The sequence below is a fragment of the Enterobacter cloacae complex sp. P12RS genome (assembly GCF_014895875.1).
Taxonomy (GTDB): domain Bacteria; phylum Pseudomonadota; class Gammaproteobacteria; order Enterobacterales; family Enterobacteriaceae; genus Enterobacter; species Enterobacter bugandensis.
On record NZ_JADBQO010000059.1, the window covers coordinates 38715 to 54812 of the forward strand.

Annotated in this window: 16 protein-coding genes and 2 pseudogenes; 7 read left to right on the forward strand and 11 right to left on the reverse strand. The window is 56.3% G+C overall.

Translation table 11 applies throughout. The features are described from left to right. Positions 1-16: 16 nt before the first annotated feature. Positions 17-712 carry a gamma-glutamylcyclotransferase gene (locus IM284_RS22055; RefSeq protein WP_028013457.1) on the reverse strand — a complete coding sequence of 232 codons (696 nt, stop codon included), beginning with the start codon at positions 710-712 and terminating at the stop codon, positions 17-19. A 177-nt stretch (positions 713-889) separates the two neighbouring features. Next, complete coding sequence (gene chaB, locus IM284_RS22060) at positions 890-1120, reverse strand: putative cation transport regulator ChaB (protein WP_193055926.1); 231 nt, start codon at positions 1118-1120, stop codon at positions 890-892. A 269-nt stretch (positions 1121-1389) separates the two neighbouring features. On the opposite strand from chaB, the gene chaA reads away from it, so the two are divergent. Further along, the gene (gene chaA / locus IM284_RS22065; RefSeq protein ID WP_047368718.1) at positions 1390-2490 is read left to right on the forward strand and encodes a sodium-potassium/proton antiporter ChaA; all 1101 of its coding nucleotides are present in this window, start codon (positions 1390-1392) and stop codon (positions 2488-2490) included. A gap of 73 nt (positions 2491-2563) precedes the next feature. Here the strand turns inward: chaA and kdsA are convergent, their stop codons facing one another. From kdsA to hemA, 6 genes and pseudogenes are all read right to left on the reverse strand, one after another. Further along, complete coding sequence (kdsA, locus tag IM284_RS22070; protein WP_028013459.1) at positions 2564-3418, reverse strand: 3-deoxy-8-phosphooctulonate synthase; 855 nt, start codon at positions 3416-3418, stop codon at positions 2564-2566. 36 nt (positions 3419-3454) lie between these two features. Next, the gene (sirB1, locus tag IM284_RS22075) at positions 3455-4264 is read right to left on the reverse strand and encodes an invasion regulator SirB1 (protein ID WP_047368720.1); all 810 of its coding nucleotides are present in this window, start codon (positions 4262-4264) and stop codon (positions 3455-3457) included. Between the two features lie 41 nt (positions 4265-4305). Further along, positions 4306-4389 (reverse strand): annotated as a pseudogene (locus IM284_RS23475) (siroheme synthase); the annotation flags it as partial. Positions 4390-4397: 8 nt separating this feature from the next. Then, positions 4398-5228: a peptide chain release factor N(5)-glutamine methyltransferase gene (gene prmC, locus IM284_RS22080; protein WP_047368721.1), complete on the reverse strand. Its 831-nt coding sequence runs from the start codon at positions 5226-5228 to the stop codon at positions 4398-4400. Beyond that, positions 5228-6310 carry a peptide chain release factor 1 gene (gene prfA, locus IM284_RS22085; RefSeq protein ID WP_021240360.1) on the reverse strand — a complete coding sequence of 361 codons (1083 nt, stop codon included), beginning with the start codon at positions 6308-6310 and terminating at the stop codon, positions 5228-5230. The genes prmC and prfA overlap by 1 nt, the downstream gene beginning before the upstream one ends. 41 nt (positions 6311-6351) lie before the next feature. Further along, on the reverse strand, positions 6352-7608 hold the full coding sequence (gene hemA, locus IM284_RS22090; protein ID WP_021240361.1) for a glutamyl-tRNA reductase: 1257 nt from the start codon (positions 7606-7608) through the stop codon (positions 6352-6354). Between the two features lie 201 nt (positions 7609-7809). Here hemA and lolB point away from each other — a divergent pair, with 201 nt between their 5' ends. From lolB to dauA, 4 genes are all read left to right on the forward strand, one after another. Continuing rightward, complete coding sequence (gene lolB / locus IM284_RS22095) at positions 7810-8421, forward strand: lipoprotein insertase outer membrane protein LolB (protein ID WP_028013462.1); 612 nt, start codon at positions 7810-7812, stop codon at positions 8419-8421. Next, complete coding sequence (gene ispE, locus IM284_RS22100) at positions 8418-9287, forward strand: 4-(cytidine 5'-diphospho)-2-C-methyl-D-erythritol kinase (protein ID WP_028013463.1); 870 nt, start codon at positions 8418-8420, stop codon at positions 9285-9287. The genes lolB and ispE overlap by 4 nt, the downstream gene beginning before the upstream one ends. A 125-nt stretch (positions 9288-9412) precedes the next feature. Beyond that, entirely contained in the window at positions 9413-10360 is a 948-nt protein-coding gene (gene prs, locus IM284_RS22105; protein ID WP_003856663.1) for a ribose-phosphate diphosphokinase, read from the forward strand. A 124-nt stretch (positions 10361-10484) separates the two neighbouring features. Then, the gene (gene dauA, locus IM284_RS22110; protein ID WP_047368722.1) at positions 10485-12164 is read left to right on the forward strand and encodes a C4-dicarboxylic acid transporter DauA; all 1680 of its coding nucleotides are present in this window, start codon (positions 10485-10487) and stop codon (positions 12162-12164) included. Here dauA and IM284_RS22115 read toward each other — a convergent pair. Continuing rightward, positions 12150-13208 carry a MerR family transcriptional regulator gene (locus IM284_RS22115; protein ID WP_047368723.1) on the reverse strand — a complete coding sequence of 353 codons (1059 nt, stop codon included), beginning with the start codon at positions 13206-13208 and terminating at the stop codon, positions 12150-12152. The two genes, dauA and IM284_RS22115, sit on opposite strands and share 15 nt — an antisense overlap. Before the next feature lie 121 nt (positions 13209-13329). After that, the gene (gene ychH, locus IM284_RS22120; RefSeq protein ID WP_028013466.1) at positions 13330-13605 is read right to left on the reverse strand and encodes a stress-induced protein YchH; all 276 of its coding nucleotides are present in this window, start codon (positions 13603-13605) and stop codon (positions 13330-13332) included. A 274-nt stretch (positions 13606-13879) separates the two neighbouring features. Here ychH and pth point away from each other — a divergent pair, with 274 nt between their 5' ends. Both pth and ychF read left to right on the forward strand, forming a co-directional pair. Next, complete coding sequence (pth, locus tag IM284_RS22125; protein ID WP_008499504.1) at positions 13880-14464, forward strand: aminoacyl-tRNA hydrolase; 585 nt, start codon at positions 13880-13882, stop codon at positions 14462-14464. Between the two features lie 126 nt (positions 14465-14590). After that, positions 14591-15685, forward strand: a complete 1095-nt coding sequence (gene ychF / locus IM284_RS22130) for a redox-regulated ATPase YchF (protein ID WP_003856650.1) — start codon at positions 14591-14593, stop codon at positions 15683-15685. Between the two features lie 54 nt (positions 15686-15739). On the opposite strand, the pseudogene IM284_RS23795 reads toward ychF, so the two are convergent. Beyond that, positions 15740-16029: pseudogene (locus IM284_RS23795) on the reverse strand (YciI family protein). Positions 16030-16098 lie beyond the last annotated feature (69 nt).

Below are 16098 nucleotides of genomic sequence, written 5' to 3' on the forward strand. Positions count from 1 at the left end.
CTCGCCGGGCGTATTCTCAGGCAAAACCCGGTCGCAGCGTGCTGTTGAGCGGGTTCCCTTCCAGCAGCGCCTTCACTTTCACCACCAGCTCATTCAGACAATCGTCCTGCATGCCGAGGCGGGTCAGCTCCTGATCGAGGGAGAAGAGATATTGCGCGTTGGTGCCCAGCGGCCCGCTGGCGGCGGCAATTAACGGGGCAATCACCTGCGTGCGGGTGTCCGCTTCATACAGCGGGTGGCGCGGATCCATAATAAATACCAGCGCGTTAACGGTGCGCCCGTCGTCGAGCTCCAGCTTGCACCAGCTCGGCATATAGCAGCCGGTGATCATCTCGCGCTTCCAGAGCAGCGTCAGCTCCTCTTCGAGCGTGGCATCCGGAAGGCGATACGCGACGCCCGTGGTGCGTCCGCCCTCTTTTAGTGCAAGCATGCGCCCTGGCTGACAGGCGCTGCCGCGTCCGGCCGTCAGGCGCAGGCAAAATGCGCGATGCCAGCCGGGCAGCGTGCCGGTTGCCGATTCAACAAATTCGAGAGCCGGGTTCCACATCAGTGAACCGTAGCCAAAAATCCATACCGGGCCATCATCCGGGCGGCAGGCAAGCGTGGCAGCGAGCGACGCCGCACGTTGTTCAGCTGACCAGAGAAGCGATTCCTCAATAGCACCAAATGCCGTCTTACAATCTGCCTTCATTAAGAAATCACGCGTTAACACTTTACACCTCCGCCACTGCATGCTTCCTTGCGACATCTGTAATTCGCCTTCCCGGCATTCTGTGCTGGTCATTTTGCCAGCAGTCAAATTACGATAAGCAATTAGCGGACCAGTTGCAATACAACGGCAGTTCAACCGCCTGAAAAGTCAAAATGAAGGCAGCGAATAATTTCACGGCTATTTCTTCTTATGCCATTTATCATCGTCTCCTTTCTCATAGTCATGTTTTACTGCGGCCCAGGCGACCTTGTGCGCCGTCTCTTCCCGGCTGGCATCATCCCGCCGATCGTCTTTATCTTTGTACTGATCCCAGGCGCTGTTAAACGCTTCTTTGTAGATATCCTGCGCGTGTTCGGGCAGGACGTTTTTCACGTTATCGGGTAATTCGCGTTTCGTTTTATTTGGCATCACTAACCTCTCTTTTGCCTAAAGAGTTAAGTGTGGACGACGATACGCCGGTGTGCCAGCCGGTCATAAACAATGAACAGATGAATTTCATAATTCATTGTTATTAAACATATATTTAAAAGAAATATCTTATTATAGGCATTAAACAAGAAAACCATAACAAAGGGTAAAATTAAGTAAAAAATAAAGGTTATTTAACAGATTTCTGTTAATTTATTGCCCTTAAAATCTATCTATAATTACAAGCACCTGCATTGATGGAGAAGCACATGACAGCAACACACGAGGCGGTAAAGACCCGCCACAAGGAGACGTCTCTCATTTTCCCGGTTCTGGCACTGGCTGTGCTGCTCTTCTGGGGAAGCAGTCAGTCACTGCCAGTGGTGGTTGGTATCAATATTCTTGCCCTGGTGGGCATTTTAACCAGCGCGTTTAGCGTCGTTCGTCATGCGGACGTATTAGCCCACCGCCTGGGCGAGCCTTATGGCTCTTTAATTCTCAGCCTTTCCGTCGTTATTCTCGAAGTCAGCCTGATTTCCGCGTTGATGGCAACCGGCGATGCCGCCCCGACCCTGATGCGCGATACGCTTTACTCCATCATTATGATTGTGACGGGCGGCCTGGTAGGCTTCTCTCTGCTGCTGGGCGGACGCAAATTTGCGACCCAGTACATGAATCTTTTCGGCATTAAACAGTATCTGATTGCCCTCTTCCCGCTGGCCATCATCGTGCTGGTCTTCCCGATGGCGCTGCCGGGCGCAAATTTCTCCACCGGCCAGTCGCTGCTGGTCGCGCTGATTTCCGCCGCCATGTACGGCGTGTTCCTGCTCATTCAGACCAAAACGCACCAGAGCCTGTTTGTTTACGAACATGAAGATGACAGCGACGACGATGACCCGCACCACGGCAAGCCGTCGGCCCACAGCAGCCTGTGGCACACGGTTTGGCTGATCGTGCATCTGATTGCGGTGATTGCCGTCACCAAGATGAACGCCAACCCGCTGGAGACGCTGTTAACCGAGCTGAACGCGCCGGTGGCCTTTACCGGTTTCCTGGTGGCGCTGCTGATCCTCTCCCCTGAGGGTTTAGGTGCGCTGAAGGCGGTGCTGAACAATCAGGTGCAGCGTGCGATGAATCTGTTCTTCGGCTCCGTGCTGGCGACCATTTCACTCACCGTGCCGGTGGTGACGCTGATTGCCTTTATGACCGGTAACGAGCTGCAGTTTGCGCTGGGCGCACCGGAGATGATTGTGATGGTGGCCTCGCTGCTGCTGTGCCAGATTTCATTCTCCACTGGCCGCACCAATGTCCTGAACGGCGCGGCGCATATGGCGCTGTTTGTAGCGTATTTGATGACGATCTTTGCGTAGTCTTTTGCCTAGCGGCGCTTCGCTTACCCGGCAATATGTCCCATAAAAAAACCCGCCGAAGCGGGTTTTTTTATTAGTTGCTGGTATCCAGCTCGTCGAAGCTTTTCACCAGATCGTCAATCGCTTTGATCTGCTTCAGGAACGGCTCCAGCTTATCCAGCGGCAGCGCGGATGGACCATCGCATTTCGCGTTAGCCGGATCCGGGTGCGCTTCAATGAACAGACCTGCCAGGCCGGTCGCCATACCGGCGCGCGCCAGCTCGGTCACCTGAGCACGACGGCCACCAGAGGCTGCACCAAACGGGTCGCGGCACTGCAGCGCGTGGGTAACGTCGAAGATCACCGGCGACTGGTTAGAGACGTTCTTCATGACGCTGAAGCCCAGCATGTCCACCACCAGGTTGTCGTAACCGAAGTTAGCGCCACGGTCGCACAGAATAATCTTGTCGTTACCGCCTTCGATAAACTTATCAACGATGTTACCCATCTGGCCCGGGCTCACGAACTGCGGTTTTTTCACGTTAATCACGGCACCGGTTTTCGCCATCGCGGCAACCAGGTCGGTCTGACGCGCCAGGAACGCCGGAAGCTGGATTACGTCTACCACGTCTGCCACAGGCTGCGCCTGCCAGGACTCATGCACGTCGGTGATCACTTTCACGCCAAACGTCTGCTTCAGCTCCTGGAAAATTTTCATCCCCTCTTCCAGGCCAGGGCCACGGTAAGAGTTGATGGAGGAGCGGTTGGCTTTGTCAAAAGAGGCCTTAAACACGTACGGAATGCCCAGCTTCTGGGTCACGGTCACGTAGTGCTCGCAGATACGCATGGCGAGATCGCGGGACTCCAGCACGTTCATACCGCCAAACAGCACGAACGGCAGGTCGTTTGCTACCTTGATATCACCAATGCTAACCACTTTTTGTTTCATAGGATCGCCTTATTCAGGTGTGAATCGGAATTAAGATTAATGCAGTGTAATTTGTTTGTGCGAGATCGCGTTGATCTGCGCGCGAATCATTTCGCTAATCGGATCTTCCGGACACTGCTCGACGAAATAGCTCAGATCGTTCAGCGCCACGTGCTCGCAGTCGAGCTGGGCATAGATAAGCCCGCGGTCGCGAATTTCGTACGGATCTTCCGGATTAAACTGCAGCAGCACTTCACTGGCACGCAAGGCCAGCTCCATCTGACGCTCTTCCATCAGCGCTGACTTCAGCGTATCCAGCAGCTTGCGAATGACTTCGGCGTTGTCGGCTTCGTCGAGATCTTCGTTAAAGAGCTCGGCCACCGGGCTGATGTTGCCTTTCAGCCAGACGTCCAGCGTATGCTCGTCCAGCGTGTCGCCGTTAAACGGATTAATGAGCCACATCTCCCCGTCCAGCCACTCCGCACGCAGGATCATCTGCGTCGGGAAAATAACCGGCACCAGCGGAATATCCAGGCGGTGCGCAACCCACAGCAAAATAGAGCCCAGCGCAACGGCGCTGCCCTGACGATTTTTTAAGACATGGTCCAGCCATAATGCGTCAGACAGGCGATACACGCCACGCGTGTCGCAGAAACCCCATTCGCCGTAGAAAAGCTCCAGAAGCTTCTCTAATTGCCAGTCCTGCGGGCGCGCCTGATTGATCTCTTCACGCGCCAGGCTGACCAGATTCTCCAGCTCATCGTAGACGTACTGCGACGTAAAATCGTCGCGTATCATCTCCGAAATCAGGATCATGCCATCGCAAAGCGGCACTTTATTAAATTCGAAATCGGCTAAGGACCTCATGACTTACCCCAGTAACGACTGAGCGAACAATGACGCTCAGGCGCGATAAAACTCAAAACGATGTAGATGATAACGCCAAACTGCCTTTCAGTCAGCCTTACGCCTTTATCAGTAAATGGCAGATACCCGGAACTCAAGACCACTGCCCCAGCGTCAGGCGTTCGTTGCCGCCGTAGTCGCGGCAGGTTTCGACAGCGGCGTAGCCTGCCTGGGTAAACAGTGCCCGCACGGATTCTCCCTGCGTCCATCCATGCTCCACGAGCAGCCAGCCGCCGGGAAGCAAATGCTCTCGTGACGTTGTCACAATATGATCAAGATCGGCTAATCCCGCGTTGGCGGCCACGAGCGCCGTCAGCGGTTCGAAGCGAACATCCCCCTGCGCAAGGTGCGGATCATGTTCGTCAATGTAAGGAGGATTGCTGACAATCATCGCAAATGAGCGGTTCTCCAGCGCAGCAAACCAGCTGCTTTGCAGCACCGTTACGTTGCTGAGCCCGAGACGTTCCACGTTACGCAGCGCCAGCGCCACCGCGTCGGGCATCACATCCACTGCCATCACATCGCAGTCAGGCCGCTCGCTGGCCAGCGCCAGCGCGATAGCACCTGTTCCCGTCCCGAGATCGAGAATGCGGCAGGCCGCTGCGGGTAAACGTGCCAGCGCCTGCTCCACCAGACACTCGGTATCCGGACGCGGGATCAGCGTCGCCGCCGAGACGTAAAGCGGTAGCGACCAGAACTCGCGCTCACCGATAAGGTGCGCCACCGGCTCGCCGTTTTTACGGCGGGCAAGCAGCGCGGCGAGCCGTGCTTCCTGCTCTGCGGTCAGCTCAGTTTCGCCGAATGCCAGCAGGTACGTGCGGGCTTTACCCGTCACATGCTCAAGCAAAATTTCGGCGTCGCGCTTCGGGCTTTCGCTTTTGCAAAGCTCACCGGCCGCCTCGCGTAACCAGCGCTGAAAATCCATTATTCCTGCTCGGACAGCGCCGCCAGCTGGTCGGCCTGGTATTCCTGCACGATAGGCTCAATCAGCATATCCAGCTTCCCTTCCATCACCTCGTCCAGACGGTACAGGGTCAGGTTGATGCGGTGGTCGGTCACGCGCCCCTGAGGGAAGTTGTAGGTGCGGTTACGGTCGCTGCGATCGCCGCTGCCCAGCAGGTTACGACGCGTAGAGGCTTCCGCCTGCTGACGCTTCGCCATTTCCGCCGCGTGGATGCGCGCGCCCAGCACGGACAACGCTTTGGCTTTGTTTTTGTGCTGCGAACGTTCGTCCTGACACTCCACCACGATGCCGGTCGGCAGGTGGGTAATGCGGATGGCGGAGTCGGTGGTGTTAACGTGCTGACCGCCCGCCCCGGAGGAGCGGAAGGTGTCGATGCGCAGGTCCGCCGGGTTGATGTCCGGCAGTTCCGCTTCCGGCAGCTCCGGCATCACCGCCACCGTACAGGCGGAGGTATGAATGCGGCCCTGAGATTCGGTGGCCGGGACGCGCTGCACGCGGTGACCGCCGGATTCAAACTTCAGACGACCGTATACGCCGTCGCCGCTGATCTTGGCGATAACCTCTTTGTAGCCGCCATGTTCGCCTTCGTTGGCGCTCATGATCTCCACGCGCCAGCGGCGCGATTCAGCGTAGCGGCTGTACATGCGGAACAGATCCCCGGCAAAGAGCGCCGCTTCGTCACCGCCGGTCCCGGCGCGCACTTCGACAAACGCGTTACGTTCATCGTCCGGATCTTTCGGCAGGAGCAGCACCTGAAGCTGCTGCTCCATCTCTTCGGAACGCGCTTTTGCATCCTGCAGCTCTTCCTGCGCCATCTCGCGCATCTCAGGATCGTCGAGCATCATCTGCGCGGTTTCAATATCTTCCTGAACCTGTCGCCAGTCGGTAAAGCATTTTGATACATCACTCAACTGCGCATATTCACGCGAAAGCGCGCGAAAACGTTCCTGGTCTGCGATAGTCCCGGCATCGCCGAGCAGCGCCTGTACTTCTTCATGGCGCTCGTGCAGAGCTTCCAGTTTAGCGACGATAGAAGGCTTCATAGGCGTAAGTGCACCTTGTCTTAGAAAATGGGTATAGGGCGCTATTCCAGCCCGAGGCTGTTGCGCAGAATAGTCAGGCGTTCATCATCCCCGTCACGGGCAGCCTGTTGAAGAGATTTGGTTGGCGCATGGATCAGGCGGTTGGTCAGCTTCCACGCCAGATCCTGCATAATCGCCTGCGCGTCGCCGCCCTGTTCCAGGGCCGCTAACGCTTTGGCAGTCAGGTCATCACGCACCTGCTCCGCCTGTCCGCGATACTCGCGGATGGTCTCGCTGACGCTTTGCGCGCGCAGCCAGGCCATAAATTCGCTGGTTTCCTGCTCAACAATGGTTTCCGCCTGCACCGCCGCCGCTTTACGCTGGGCGAGGTTGTGCGAAATAATGCTTTGCAGGTCATCCACGCTGTAAAGATAGGCGTTAGCCAGCTTGCCAACCTCTGGCTCAACATCGCGCGGAACGGCGATATCCACCAGCAGCATTGGCTGATTACGGCGAGATTTCAGCGCACGCTCCACCATCCCTTTACCGATGATCGGCAGCGGGCTGGCGGTAGAGCTGATAATAATGTCCGCCTCTTTCAGACGTTCATCAATATCGCTCAGCGCAACCACCTCGGCACCCACTTCGTCCGCCAGCACCTGCGCGCGTTCGCGGGTGCGGTTCGCGATAATCATCTTTTTCACTTTATGCTCGCGCAGATGGCGCGCCACAAGCTCGATGGTTTCGCCCGCGCCTACCAGCATCACGGTGACGGTCGACAGGGATTCAAAGATTTGCCGTGCAAGGGTACAGGCCGCGAAAGCAACAGAAACCGCACTGGCACCAATGTCGGTTTCGGTTCGCACACGCTTCGCCACGGAGAAGGACTTCTGGAACATACGCTCCAGCTCACTGGCCTTGAGATGCCCTTTCTGGGAATCTGCGAAGGCTTTTTTTACCTGGCCGAGGATCTGCGGCTCGCCCAGCACCAGCGAATCCAGACCGCTGGCGACGCGCATCAGATGGCTGACCGCATCGTTATCCTGATGCCAGTACAGGCTGTTGCGCAGCTCGTCTTCGTTGAGATTGTGGTAGTCACATAGCCAGCGGATCAGCGCGTCGTGCAGGTTATCCTGCTCTTCCACGCTCAAATACAGCTCGGTACGGTTGCACGTCGAAAGCACCACGCCACCCTGCACCATCGGCTGTGCAAGCAGGCTGTCCAGCGCCAGGTCAAGCGTATCCGGCGAAAACGTAACGCGTTCTCGCAGCGAAACCGGGGCCGTTTTGTGGTTGATGCCGAGTGCTAATAGGGTCATGTTGAGCGGGAGTAGTACCAGCGTTAATAAGGTTAGCAGGACGCATCATACAGGATGCGCGAGATCAATAAAAGAGACCGCCTCCTTTCGGAGTAATAGGTTACCCAACGCTTTGAGATAATTTGAACGTAGACGGTAGCACTGCGGGGCGCTAGCATTAACAGTTATAACTGCAACGTATCTCAAGGATTTGTCCTCATTATGACCCGACTGATTCGCCTGCTGCCGCTGGCAGCACTGGTTCTGACCGCCTGTACTGTCACCCAACCAAAAGGCCCGGGCAAAAGCCCTGATTCACCGCAGTGGCGTCAGCACCAGCAGGACGTCCTTAATTTGAAGCAGTACCAGACGCGCGGCGCCTTCGCGTATCTCTCTGACGAACAAAAGGTTTATGCCCGCTTCTTCTGGCAGCAAACGGGGCAGGACAACTATCGCCTGCTGCTGCTGAACCCGCTTGGCAGCACCGAGCTGGAGCTTATCGCCAAACCGGGCGAAGCGCAGATCACCGATAACAAAGGCCAGCACTACACGGCGACCGATGCCGAAGAGATGATTGGCAAGCTGACCGGGATGCCAATTCCGCTGAACAGCCTGCGCCAGTGGATCCTCGGCCTGCCGGGCGAAGCGACCGACTATACGCTTGACGATCAATACCGTCTGAGCCAGGTCAACTACACCCAGAACGGCAAAACCTGGAAAGTGGTGTACAGCGCCTATGACAGCAAGAGTAAACCTTCGCTGCCATCAAACATGGAGCTGACCCAGGGCAGCCAGCGCATCAAGCTGAAAATGGACAACTGGATCGTTAAATGATGACCCACTGGCCTTCTCCGGCAAAACTGAACCTGTTTTTATACATCACCGGCCAGCGTGCTGACGGCTATCACACTCTGCAGACGCTGTTTCAGTTTATTGACTATGGCGACACGATTGCCATCGAGCCGCGTCAGGATGGGCAGATTTGCCTGCTGACGCCGGTCGACGGCGTGGCGCATGAGGACAACCTGATCGTCCGCGCCGCGCGCCTGCTGATGAAAGCCGCCGCGGAATCGGGCCGTCTGCCGGCGGGAAGCGGTGCGGATATCCGCATTGAGAAGCGTCTGCCGATGGGTGGCGGTCTCGGCGGGGGCTCATCCAACGCCGCCACCGTGCTGGTTGCGCTGAACCACCTCTGGGGCTGCGGGCTGTCGACGGATGAACTGGCTGGTTTGGGCTTAACGCTGGGCGCAGATGTCCCTGTGTTTGTTCGCGGCCACGCGGCCTTTGCCGAGGGCGTGGGCGAGATCCTTTCCCCGGTCAACCCGCCGGAAAAATGGTATCTGGTTGCCCACCCCGGCGTGAGCATTCCGACCCCGGTCATCTTTAAAGATCCTGACCTGAAAAGAAATACCCCGGTACGGTCAATAGAAACGTTATTAAATTGTGAATTCAGCAACGATTGCGAGGATATCGCAAGAAAACGTTTTCGCGAGGTTGATGCGGTGCTTTCCTGGCTGTTAGAATACGCGCCGTCGCGCCTGACCGGTACAGGGGCCTGTGTCTTTGCTGAATTTGACACCGAATCCGCCGCCCGTCAGGTGCTTGAGCAAGCGCCGGATTGGCTGCATGGTTTTGTAGCGCGCGGGATGAACACCTCCCCCCTACAGCAGGCCATTCTGGCGCAGACTGAGTTTCGGTGACAACGTCACCCTGTTCCAGACGTTGCATCGCGCTCTTTAATACACCGCCTGGATAGCCTTCGCTTAGGCCCCGCAGTTTGCGGCGAACGCTATCCACCACTGGACGCATGCCTGAGGTTCTTCTCGTGCCTGATATGAAGCTTTTTGCTGGTAACGCCACCCCGGAACTAGCACAACGTATTGCCAACCGCCTGTACACTTCCCTCGGCGACGCCGCCGTAGGTCGCTTTAGCGACGGCGAAGTCAGCGTACAAATTAACGAAAATGTACGCGGTGGTGATATTTTCATCATCCAGTCCACCTGTGCTCCAACAAACGACAACCTGATGGAACTGGTTGTTATGGTCGACGCTCTGCGTCGCGCTTCCGCAGGCCGTATCACTGCTGTTATCCCTTACTTTGGTTATGCCCGCCAGGACCGTCGCGTCCGTTCCGCGCGTGTGCCAATCACCGCAAAAGTTGTCGCTGACTTCCTGTCCAGCGTCGGTGTTGACCGCGTACTGACCGTTGACCTGCACGCAGAGCAGATCCAGGGCTTCTTCGACGTCCCGGTTGATAACGTATTCGGCAGCCCAATCCTGCTGGAAGACATGCTGCAGCTGAACCTGGACAACCCAATCGTGGTTTCTCCGGACATCGGCGGCGTGGTACGTGCCCGTGCTATCGCTAAGCTGCTGAACGATACCGACATGGCGATCATCGACAAGCGTCGTCCGCGCGCTAACGTTTCTCAGGTGATGCACATCATCGGTGACGTGGCTGGCCGCGACTGCGTGCTGGTTGACGACATGATCGATACCGGCGGTACGCTGTGTAAAGCCGCTGAAGCGCTGAAAGAGCGCGGTGCCAAGCGCGTGTTCGCTTACGCGACCCACCCGATCTTCTCCGGTAATGCAGTGAACAACCTGCGCAACTCCGTCATTGACGAAGTTGTGGTATGCGATACCATCCCACTGAGCGACGAGATCAAGGCACTGCCAAACGTGCGTACCTTGACCCTGTCCGGGATGCTGGCCGAAGCGATTCGTCGTATCAGCAACGAAGAATCCATCTCTGCAATGTTCGAACACTAATCGAACACGGCCAAAAAACCCGCTGCGGCGGGTTTTTTTGTCTCTGGGTTTTATTTGTATGATTAATGCCTCCTTCACCTGCCATTCACATGACAGATGATGCGCACACGGATGATAGATAATTGTGAAAAACGTAGCCTCCTCACATGTTCTGCCCTTTCGCGCCCTCATCGACGCCTGCTGGAAAGAGAAATACACCTCGTCACGCTTTATCCGTGACCTGATTGCCGGGATCACCGTCGGAATTATTGCCATCCCGCTGGCGATGGCGCTGGCGATTGGCAGCGGCGTTGCGCCACAGTACGGTCTGTATACCTCGGCCGTTGCCGGGATTGTTATTGCCCTGACGGGCGGCTCGCGCTTCAGCGTCTCCGGCCCGACCGCCGCCTTTGTGGTGATCCTCTACCCGGTTTCGCAGCAGTTTGGTCTGGCAGGCCTGCTGGTTGCCACCCTGATGTCCGGCGTCTTTTTGATTCTGTTCGGTCTGGCCCGTTTTGGTCGCCTGATTGAATATATTCCCCTTTCCGTGACGCTGGGGTTCACCTCGGGGATTGGGATCACCATCGGAACCATGCAGATCAAAGATTTTCTCGGTCTGCAGATGCCCCACGTCCCGGAGCACTATTTACAAAAAGTGGGGGCGCTGTTTATGGCGCTGCCAACGGCCAACCTGGGCGACGCCGCCATCGGAATAGTCACCCTGGGGACGCTGATCGTCTGGCCTCGCCTCGGTATTCGCCTGCCGGGCCATCTGCCCGCCCTGCTGCTGGGCTGCGCGGTGATGGCTATCGTCAATATGTTCGGCGGTCATGTCGCGACTATCGGCTCGCAGTTCCACTATGTTCTGGCGGACGGTTCGCAGGGTAACGGCATTCCGCAGCTGCTGCCGCAGCTGGTGCTGCCGTGGGACATGCCTGGTTCGAGCTTCACCCTGAGCTGGGATTCCCTTCGCGCCCTGCTGCCCGCCGCGTTCTCTATGGCGATGCTGGGAGCGATTGAATCCCTGCTGTGCGCTGTGGTGCTCGACGGCATGACCGGCACCAAGCACAAAGCCAACAGCGAACTGGTCGGTCAGGGCTTAGGCAACCTCATCGCACCGTTCTTTGGCGGGATTACCGCTACGGCAGCCATCGCCCGTTCTGCGGCAAACGTGCGCGCAGGTGCGACCTCCCCCGTTTCGGCGGTTATCCACTCCGTGCTGGTGATTCTGGCGCTGCTGATCCTTGCCCCACTGCTCTCCTGGCTGCCGCTTTCCGCCATGGCCGCCCTGCTGCTGATGGTGGCCTGGAACATGAGCGAGGCGCACAAGGTGGTGAACCTGCTGCGTCGCGCGCCGAAAGACGACATCATCGTGATGCTAATCTGCATGTCGCTGACCGTGCTGTTCGACATGGTTATCGCCATCAGCGTCGGGATCGTGCTGGCCTCCCTGCTGTTTATGCGCCGCATCGCGCAGATGACGCGCCTCTCGTCGGTAAACGTCGAGGTGCCTGAGGATGTGCTGGTGCTGCGCGTGATTGGCCCGCTATTCTTCGCCGCGGCGGAAGGATTGTTCAGCGATCTGGAGTCCCGCATCGCGGGGAAACGGGTTGTGGTGCTGAAGTGGGATGCCGTCCCGGTGCTGGATGCCGGTGGTCTGGATGCCTTCCAGCGCTTTGTTGCACGTCTGCCGGAAGGCTGCGAGCTGCGGGTCAGCAACCTGGAATTCCAGCCCCTGCGCACCATGGCGCGTGCGGGCGTGCAGCCGATCCCTGGCCGCCTTGCCTTTTATCCTAACCGTGAAGCCGCGTTAGCGGATCTGTGAGTTACCTGATGCAGAGAAACGTCTCTGCATCATCACCCCGATCGCCTGCTGGAGCCATGCAAGCACGGCAGGCGTCATCCAGGTTCCTTTCATCAGATGCGGCTCCTGCTGCATAGCCGTACGAAACTTTTGCTGGGTCTCGGGGTTGGTGCCTGCGTAGGACTGGAACAACGCCAGCCAGTTTTCAGCCAGCTTTTGCGCCTCCTTCGAGTCAGGAGCGATATTGTCCCGCTGCGCCTGATGCAGTTTCGCCACCAGCGGCGGCCACTCCATCATGCGGTCAAAATAATGTGCCCGGGTAAAGGCCATCTCTTCGGCAGTGAGATACTTCTCCCATATGCTGAGCTTAGATTCCGCAAACGCCCGCGTGATGTAATCTGTCATCTCCGGGGTGATGCCGGTCTGCGCCTGCATCTGTGGCTCTACGCTGTGCATCTCGTTCAGCCGGGTGAGAAACTCCGGCTTGCCCGCCGTGTCCTGTTCAAGACGTTCCATCCAGCGGGTCGCCAGATCCATCGCCCGCGTGTCAGTAACGGGTATATCCTGTTCCAGCAGCGCGTTAGCCTCTGCCACCAGCCCTGACCAGATAGCCGCCAGCGCATCCTTCTGTACCGCAAACGGCAACTGCTGTAACTCTTCTTTGCTAAACCAGCGATCGTACATATTCATTAACTCCAGAGTCTGTAGCCAGGACTCCAGATCCGGCGTCGCATCGTCGGTAAGCCCGGTACGCAGCTCCACCAGCCGGTCGCGCAGCGTGTGTATGCTGCGCAGCTGTTTATCCAGCAGCGTGATTTGCGCATCGAGTAGCTCGGTCAACGACAGCGACTCCTTTTCCAGAAAATCCCTGATTTCGGCAAGTTCCAGCCCCGCTTTTGCCAGCGCCTGGATCATGTGCAGACGCTGGACATCCGCCAGGTTGTAAAGCCGGTAACCTGCCGCGCTTCTGGCAGAAGGCAGCAACAGCCCTGTTTGCTCGTAGTGATGCAATGTCCGCACGGTGATACCGGCTCGTTTCGCCAGCTCACCCACCTGAATCAACATAACTGCTCCTTTTTACTTTGCCAGTGCCACCACTCTGGAGCCTTACGTTACGTGAGGGTCAATATGCTATGCAAAAAAAAACGACTCCGGATGGAGTCGTTTCGATGTTCTTAATCAGGCACTAGCTGTGCTTATGCTGGTCACGACGACAGCGTTTGTCGTAGTGGCGCACCCACCAGTATTTATCGCAAACTTCCTCATGTCCGCTCACGCGCGCCCCGGCGAGCCACAATACTGCACCGAGGAAGATGCTCAATACCGCGCCATGCGCGAAGTATTGTGGGAGATCAAGCTGCGGCAGTTGGTTTAAAATGGAATAACCTACGCCGACTACCATCACGAAAAGTCCCAACCCCATTAGCACGTTACCGAGCATCGAAGCGTTTTTGCGTTTCATATGTCACCTCCGGAACTTTGGGTTGTCAGGGGAAAAGCCCCTAATCCTTGTGTGTAAAGTATAGACAACGCCCCTTTTATGAGTTGCGTGAATGATCACAATTACGGATAACGCACAGACAAAAGTTTACAAATAAGGCGTTGAACAGCTTGAAATTCTAATTGTTCAGATGAGTAATTATTCGAATTTCGCCGGGATAACCGCAGAATTTTGTCAAGCGGCGCGCCAGACAGTAAACTACGCGCCAGATCTGGAACCCATTAGGAATTGAATCGTGACGATTAAACTGATTGTCGGCCTCGCCAACCCGGGCGCGGAGTATGCGGCCACCCGCCACAACGCCGGAGCCTGGTACGTCGATCTGCTGGCCGAACGGTTACGTGCTCCCCTGCGTGAAGAACCTAAATTCTTCGGCTACACCTCACGTATCAACCTTGCTGGCGCGGATGTTCGCCTGCTGGTGCCCACCACCTTTATGAACCTGAGCGGTAAAGCGGTGGCGGCAATGGCAACGTTTTATCGCATCAACCCGGATGAAATTCTGGTGGCTCACGATGAGCTGGATCTCCCGCCTGGCGTAGCAAAATTCAAGCTGGGCGGCGGACACGGCGGTCACAACGGTCTTAAAGACATCATCAGCAAGTTGGGCAATAACCCGAATTTCCACCGTTTGCGCGTGGGAATCGGCCATCCGGGCGATAAAAACAAAGTTGTCGGTTTCGTACTCGGTAAACCCCCGGTTTCCGAACAAAAACTGATTGACGAGGCGGTAGACGAAGCGGCGCGCTGCACTGAAATCTGGCTGCAAGACGGCTTAACCAAAGCGACAAATCGCTTACACGCTTTCAAAGCGCAATAATCCGCCCGATACGGCTTTTTTACCGCGCGTCATGCGGGTTACGTGTATAATAGGCGTAGTTATTTACTTTTCATCAATCGGTTATCGTTAACGGATTGATTATCAAGATATTAAGGTGATTTAGAAATGGGATTCAAATGCGGTATCGTCGGTCTGCCAAACGTGGGCAAATCCACCCTGTTTAACGCGCTTACCAAAGCGGGTATCGAAGCGGCGAACTTCCCGTTCTGTACCATCGAACCTAACACCGGCGTTGTGCCAATGCCGGACCCGCGTCTGGACCAGCTCGCGGAAATCGTGAAGCCGCAGCGCATTCTGCCCACCACCATGGAGTTCGTGGACATCGCGGGCCTGGTGAAGGGTGCCTCCAAAGGCGAAGGTCTGGGTAACCAGTTCCTGACCAACATCCGTGAAACTGAAGCGATCGGCCACGTTGTGCGCTGCTTCGAGAACGACAACATCATCCACGTTAATAACAAAGTGGATCCGGCTGACGACATCGACGTCATTAACACCGAGCTGGCGCTCTCTGACCTCGACACCTGCGAACGCGCCATTCACCGCGTGCAGAAGAAAGCGAAAGGCGGCGACAAGGATGCGAAAGCGGAACTGGCTGCGCTGGAAAAATGCCTGCCACAGCTGGAAAACGCCGGCATGCTGCGCGCGCTGAAAAACCTGACTGACGAAGACAAAGCGGCGATCAAATACCTGAGCTTCCTGACCCTGAAGCCAACCATGTACATCGCCAACGTTAACGAAGACGGTTTCGAGAACAACCCGTACCTGGACAAAGTCCGTGAAATCGCCGCGGCGGAAGGTTCTGTGGTTGTGGCGGTTTGCGCAGCCGTTGAGTCCGATATCGCCGAGCTGGACGACGCCGACCGTGAAGAGTTCATGGCCGAACTGGGTCTGGAAGAGCCGGGCCTGAACCGCGTAATCCGCGCGGGCTATGAGCTGCTGAACCTGCAGACCTACTTCACCGCTGGCGTTAAAGAAGTGCGTGCGTGGACGATTCCTGTGGGTGCGACTGCGCCTCAGGCGGCCGGTAAGATCCACACCGACTTCGAGAAGGGCTTCATTCGTGCGCAGACTATCGCGTTTGAGGACTTTATCACCTACAAGGGTGAGCAAGGCGCGAAAGAAGCAGGCAAGATGCGTGCGGAAGGGAAAGATTACATCGTTAAAGATGGCGACGTGATGAACTTCCTGTTTAACGTTTGATTTGTTTTGAATGAAAAAAATCCACGCTTTGGCGTGGATTTTTTTATTGCGGAGTCAAATCACATTGTCTAAGAGCTCTGTTCCAAGCAGGGTTCAAAAGTAATGATGCAGTCGCAAGCTTTAAAGCCTGAAAAGGATCCTCGCATAAATGCTCTTTAAGAGAGGCAAGACTCTCACTCTTAGCGAATATGTCCCTATCGTTTCTTAGGAACCGGCTTTCGGACGCCAGGAAAATCCCCTCTGAATCCCCCTTTTTTAACCACTCAACATGAGCAGGTATCGCTGCGTCAATCTCTTCGAGTGGTTTTATATAGGGCCAAAATAACTTCGTAAACTGTGCTCATCCTTTGCCTCTCAGTTAGACTTATCGCAAGTAATAATTAAATCCTCCGTTTGTTCTACAGAGACGAATC

Bases quoted from the DNA above. Each gene is read 5' to 3' on its own strand.
- chaB (WP_193055926.1), bottom strand. From the start codon at position 1,120: ATGCCAAATAAAACGAAACGCGAATTACCCGATAACGTGAAAAACGTC.
- chaA (WP_047368718.1), top strand. From the start codon at position 1,390: ATGACAGCAACACACGAGGCGGTAAAGACCCGCCACAAGGAGACGTCT.
- kdsA (WP_028013459.1), bottom strand. From the start codon at position 3,418: ATGAAACAAAAAGTGGTTAGCATTGGTGATATCAAGGTAGCAAACGAC.
- sirB1 (WP_047368720.1), bottom strand. From the start codon at position 4,264: ATGAGGTCCTTAGCCGATTTCGAATTTAATAAAGTGCCGCTTTGCGAT.
- prmC (WP_047368721.1), bottom strand. From the start codon at position 5,228: ATGGATTTTCAGCGCTGGTTACGCGAGGCGGCCGGTGAGCTTTGCAAA.
- prfA (WP_021240360.1), bottom strand. From the start codon at position 6,310: ATGAAGCCTTCTATCGTCGCTAAACTGGAAGCTCTGCACGAGCGCCAT.
- hemA (WP_021240361.1), bottom strand. From the start codon at position 7,608: ATGACCCTATTAGCACTCGGCATCAACCACAAAACGGCCCCGGTTTCG.
- lolB (WP_028013462.1), top strand. From the start codon at position 7,810: ATGACCCGACTGATTCGCCTGCTGCCGCTGGCAGCACTGGTTCTGACC.
- ispE (WP_028013463.1), top strand. From the start codon at position 8,418: ATGATGACCCACTGGCCTTCTCCGGCAAAACTGAACCTGTTTTTATAC.
- IM284_RS22115 (WP_047368723.1), bottom strand. From the start codon at position 13,208: ATGTTGATTCAGGTGGGTGAGCTGGCGAAACGAGCCGGTATCACCGTG.
- ychH (WP_028013466.1), bottom strand. From the start codon at position 13,605: ATGAAACGCAAAAACGCTTCGATGCTCGGTAACGTGCTAATGGGGTTG.
- ychF (WP_003856650.1), top strand. From the start codon at position 14,591: ATGGGATTCAAATGCGGTATCGTCGGTCTGCCAAACGTGGGCAAATCC.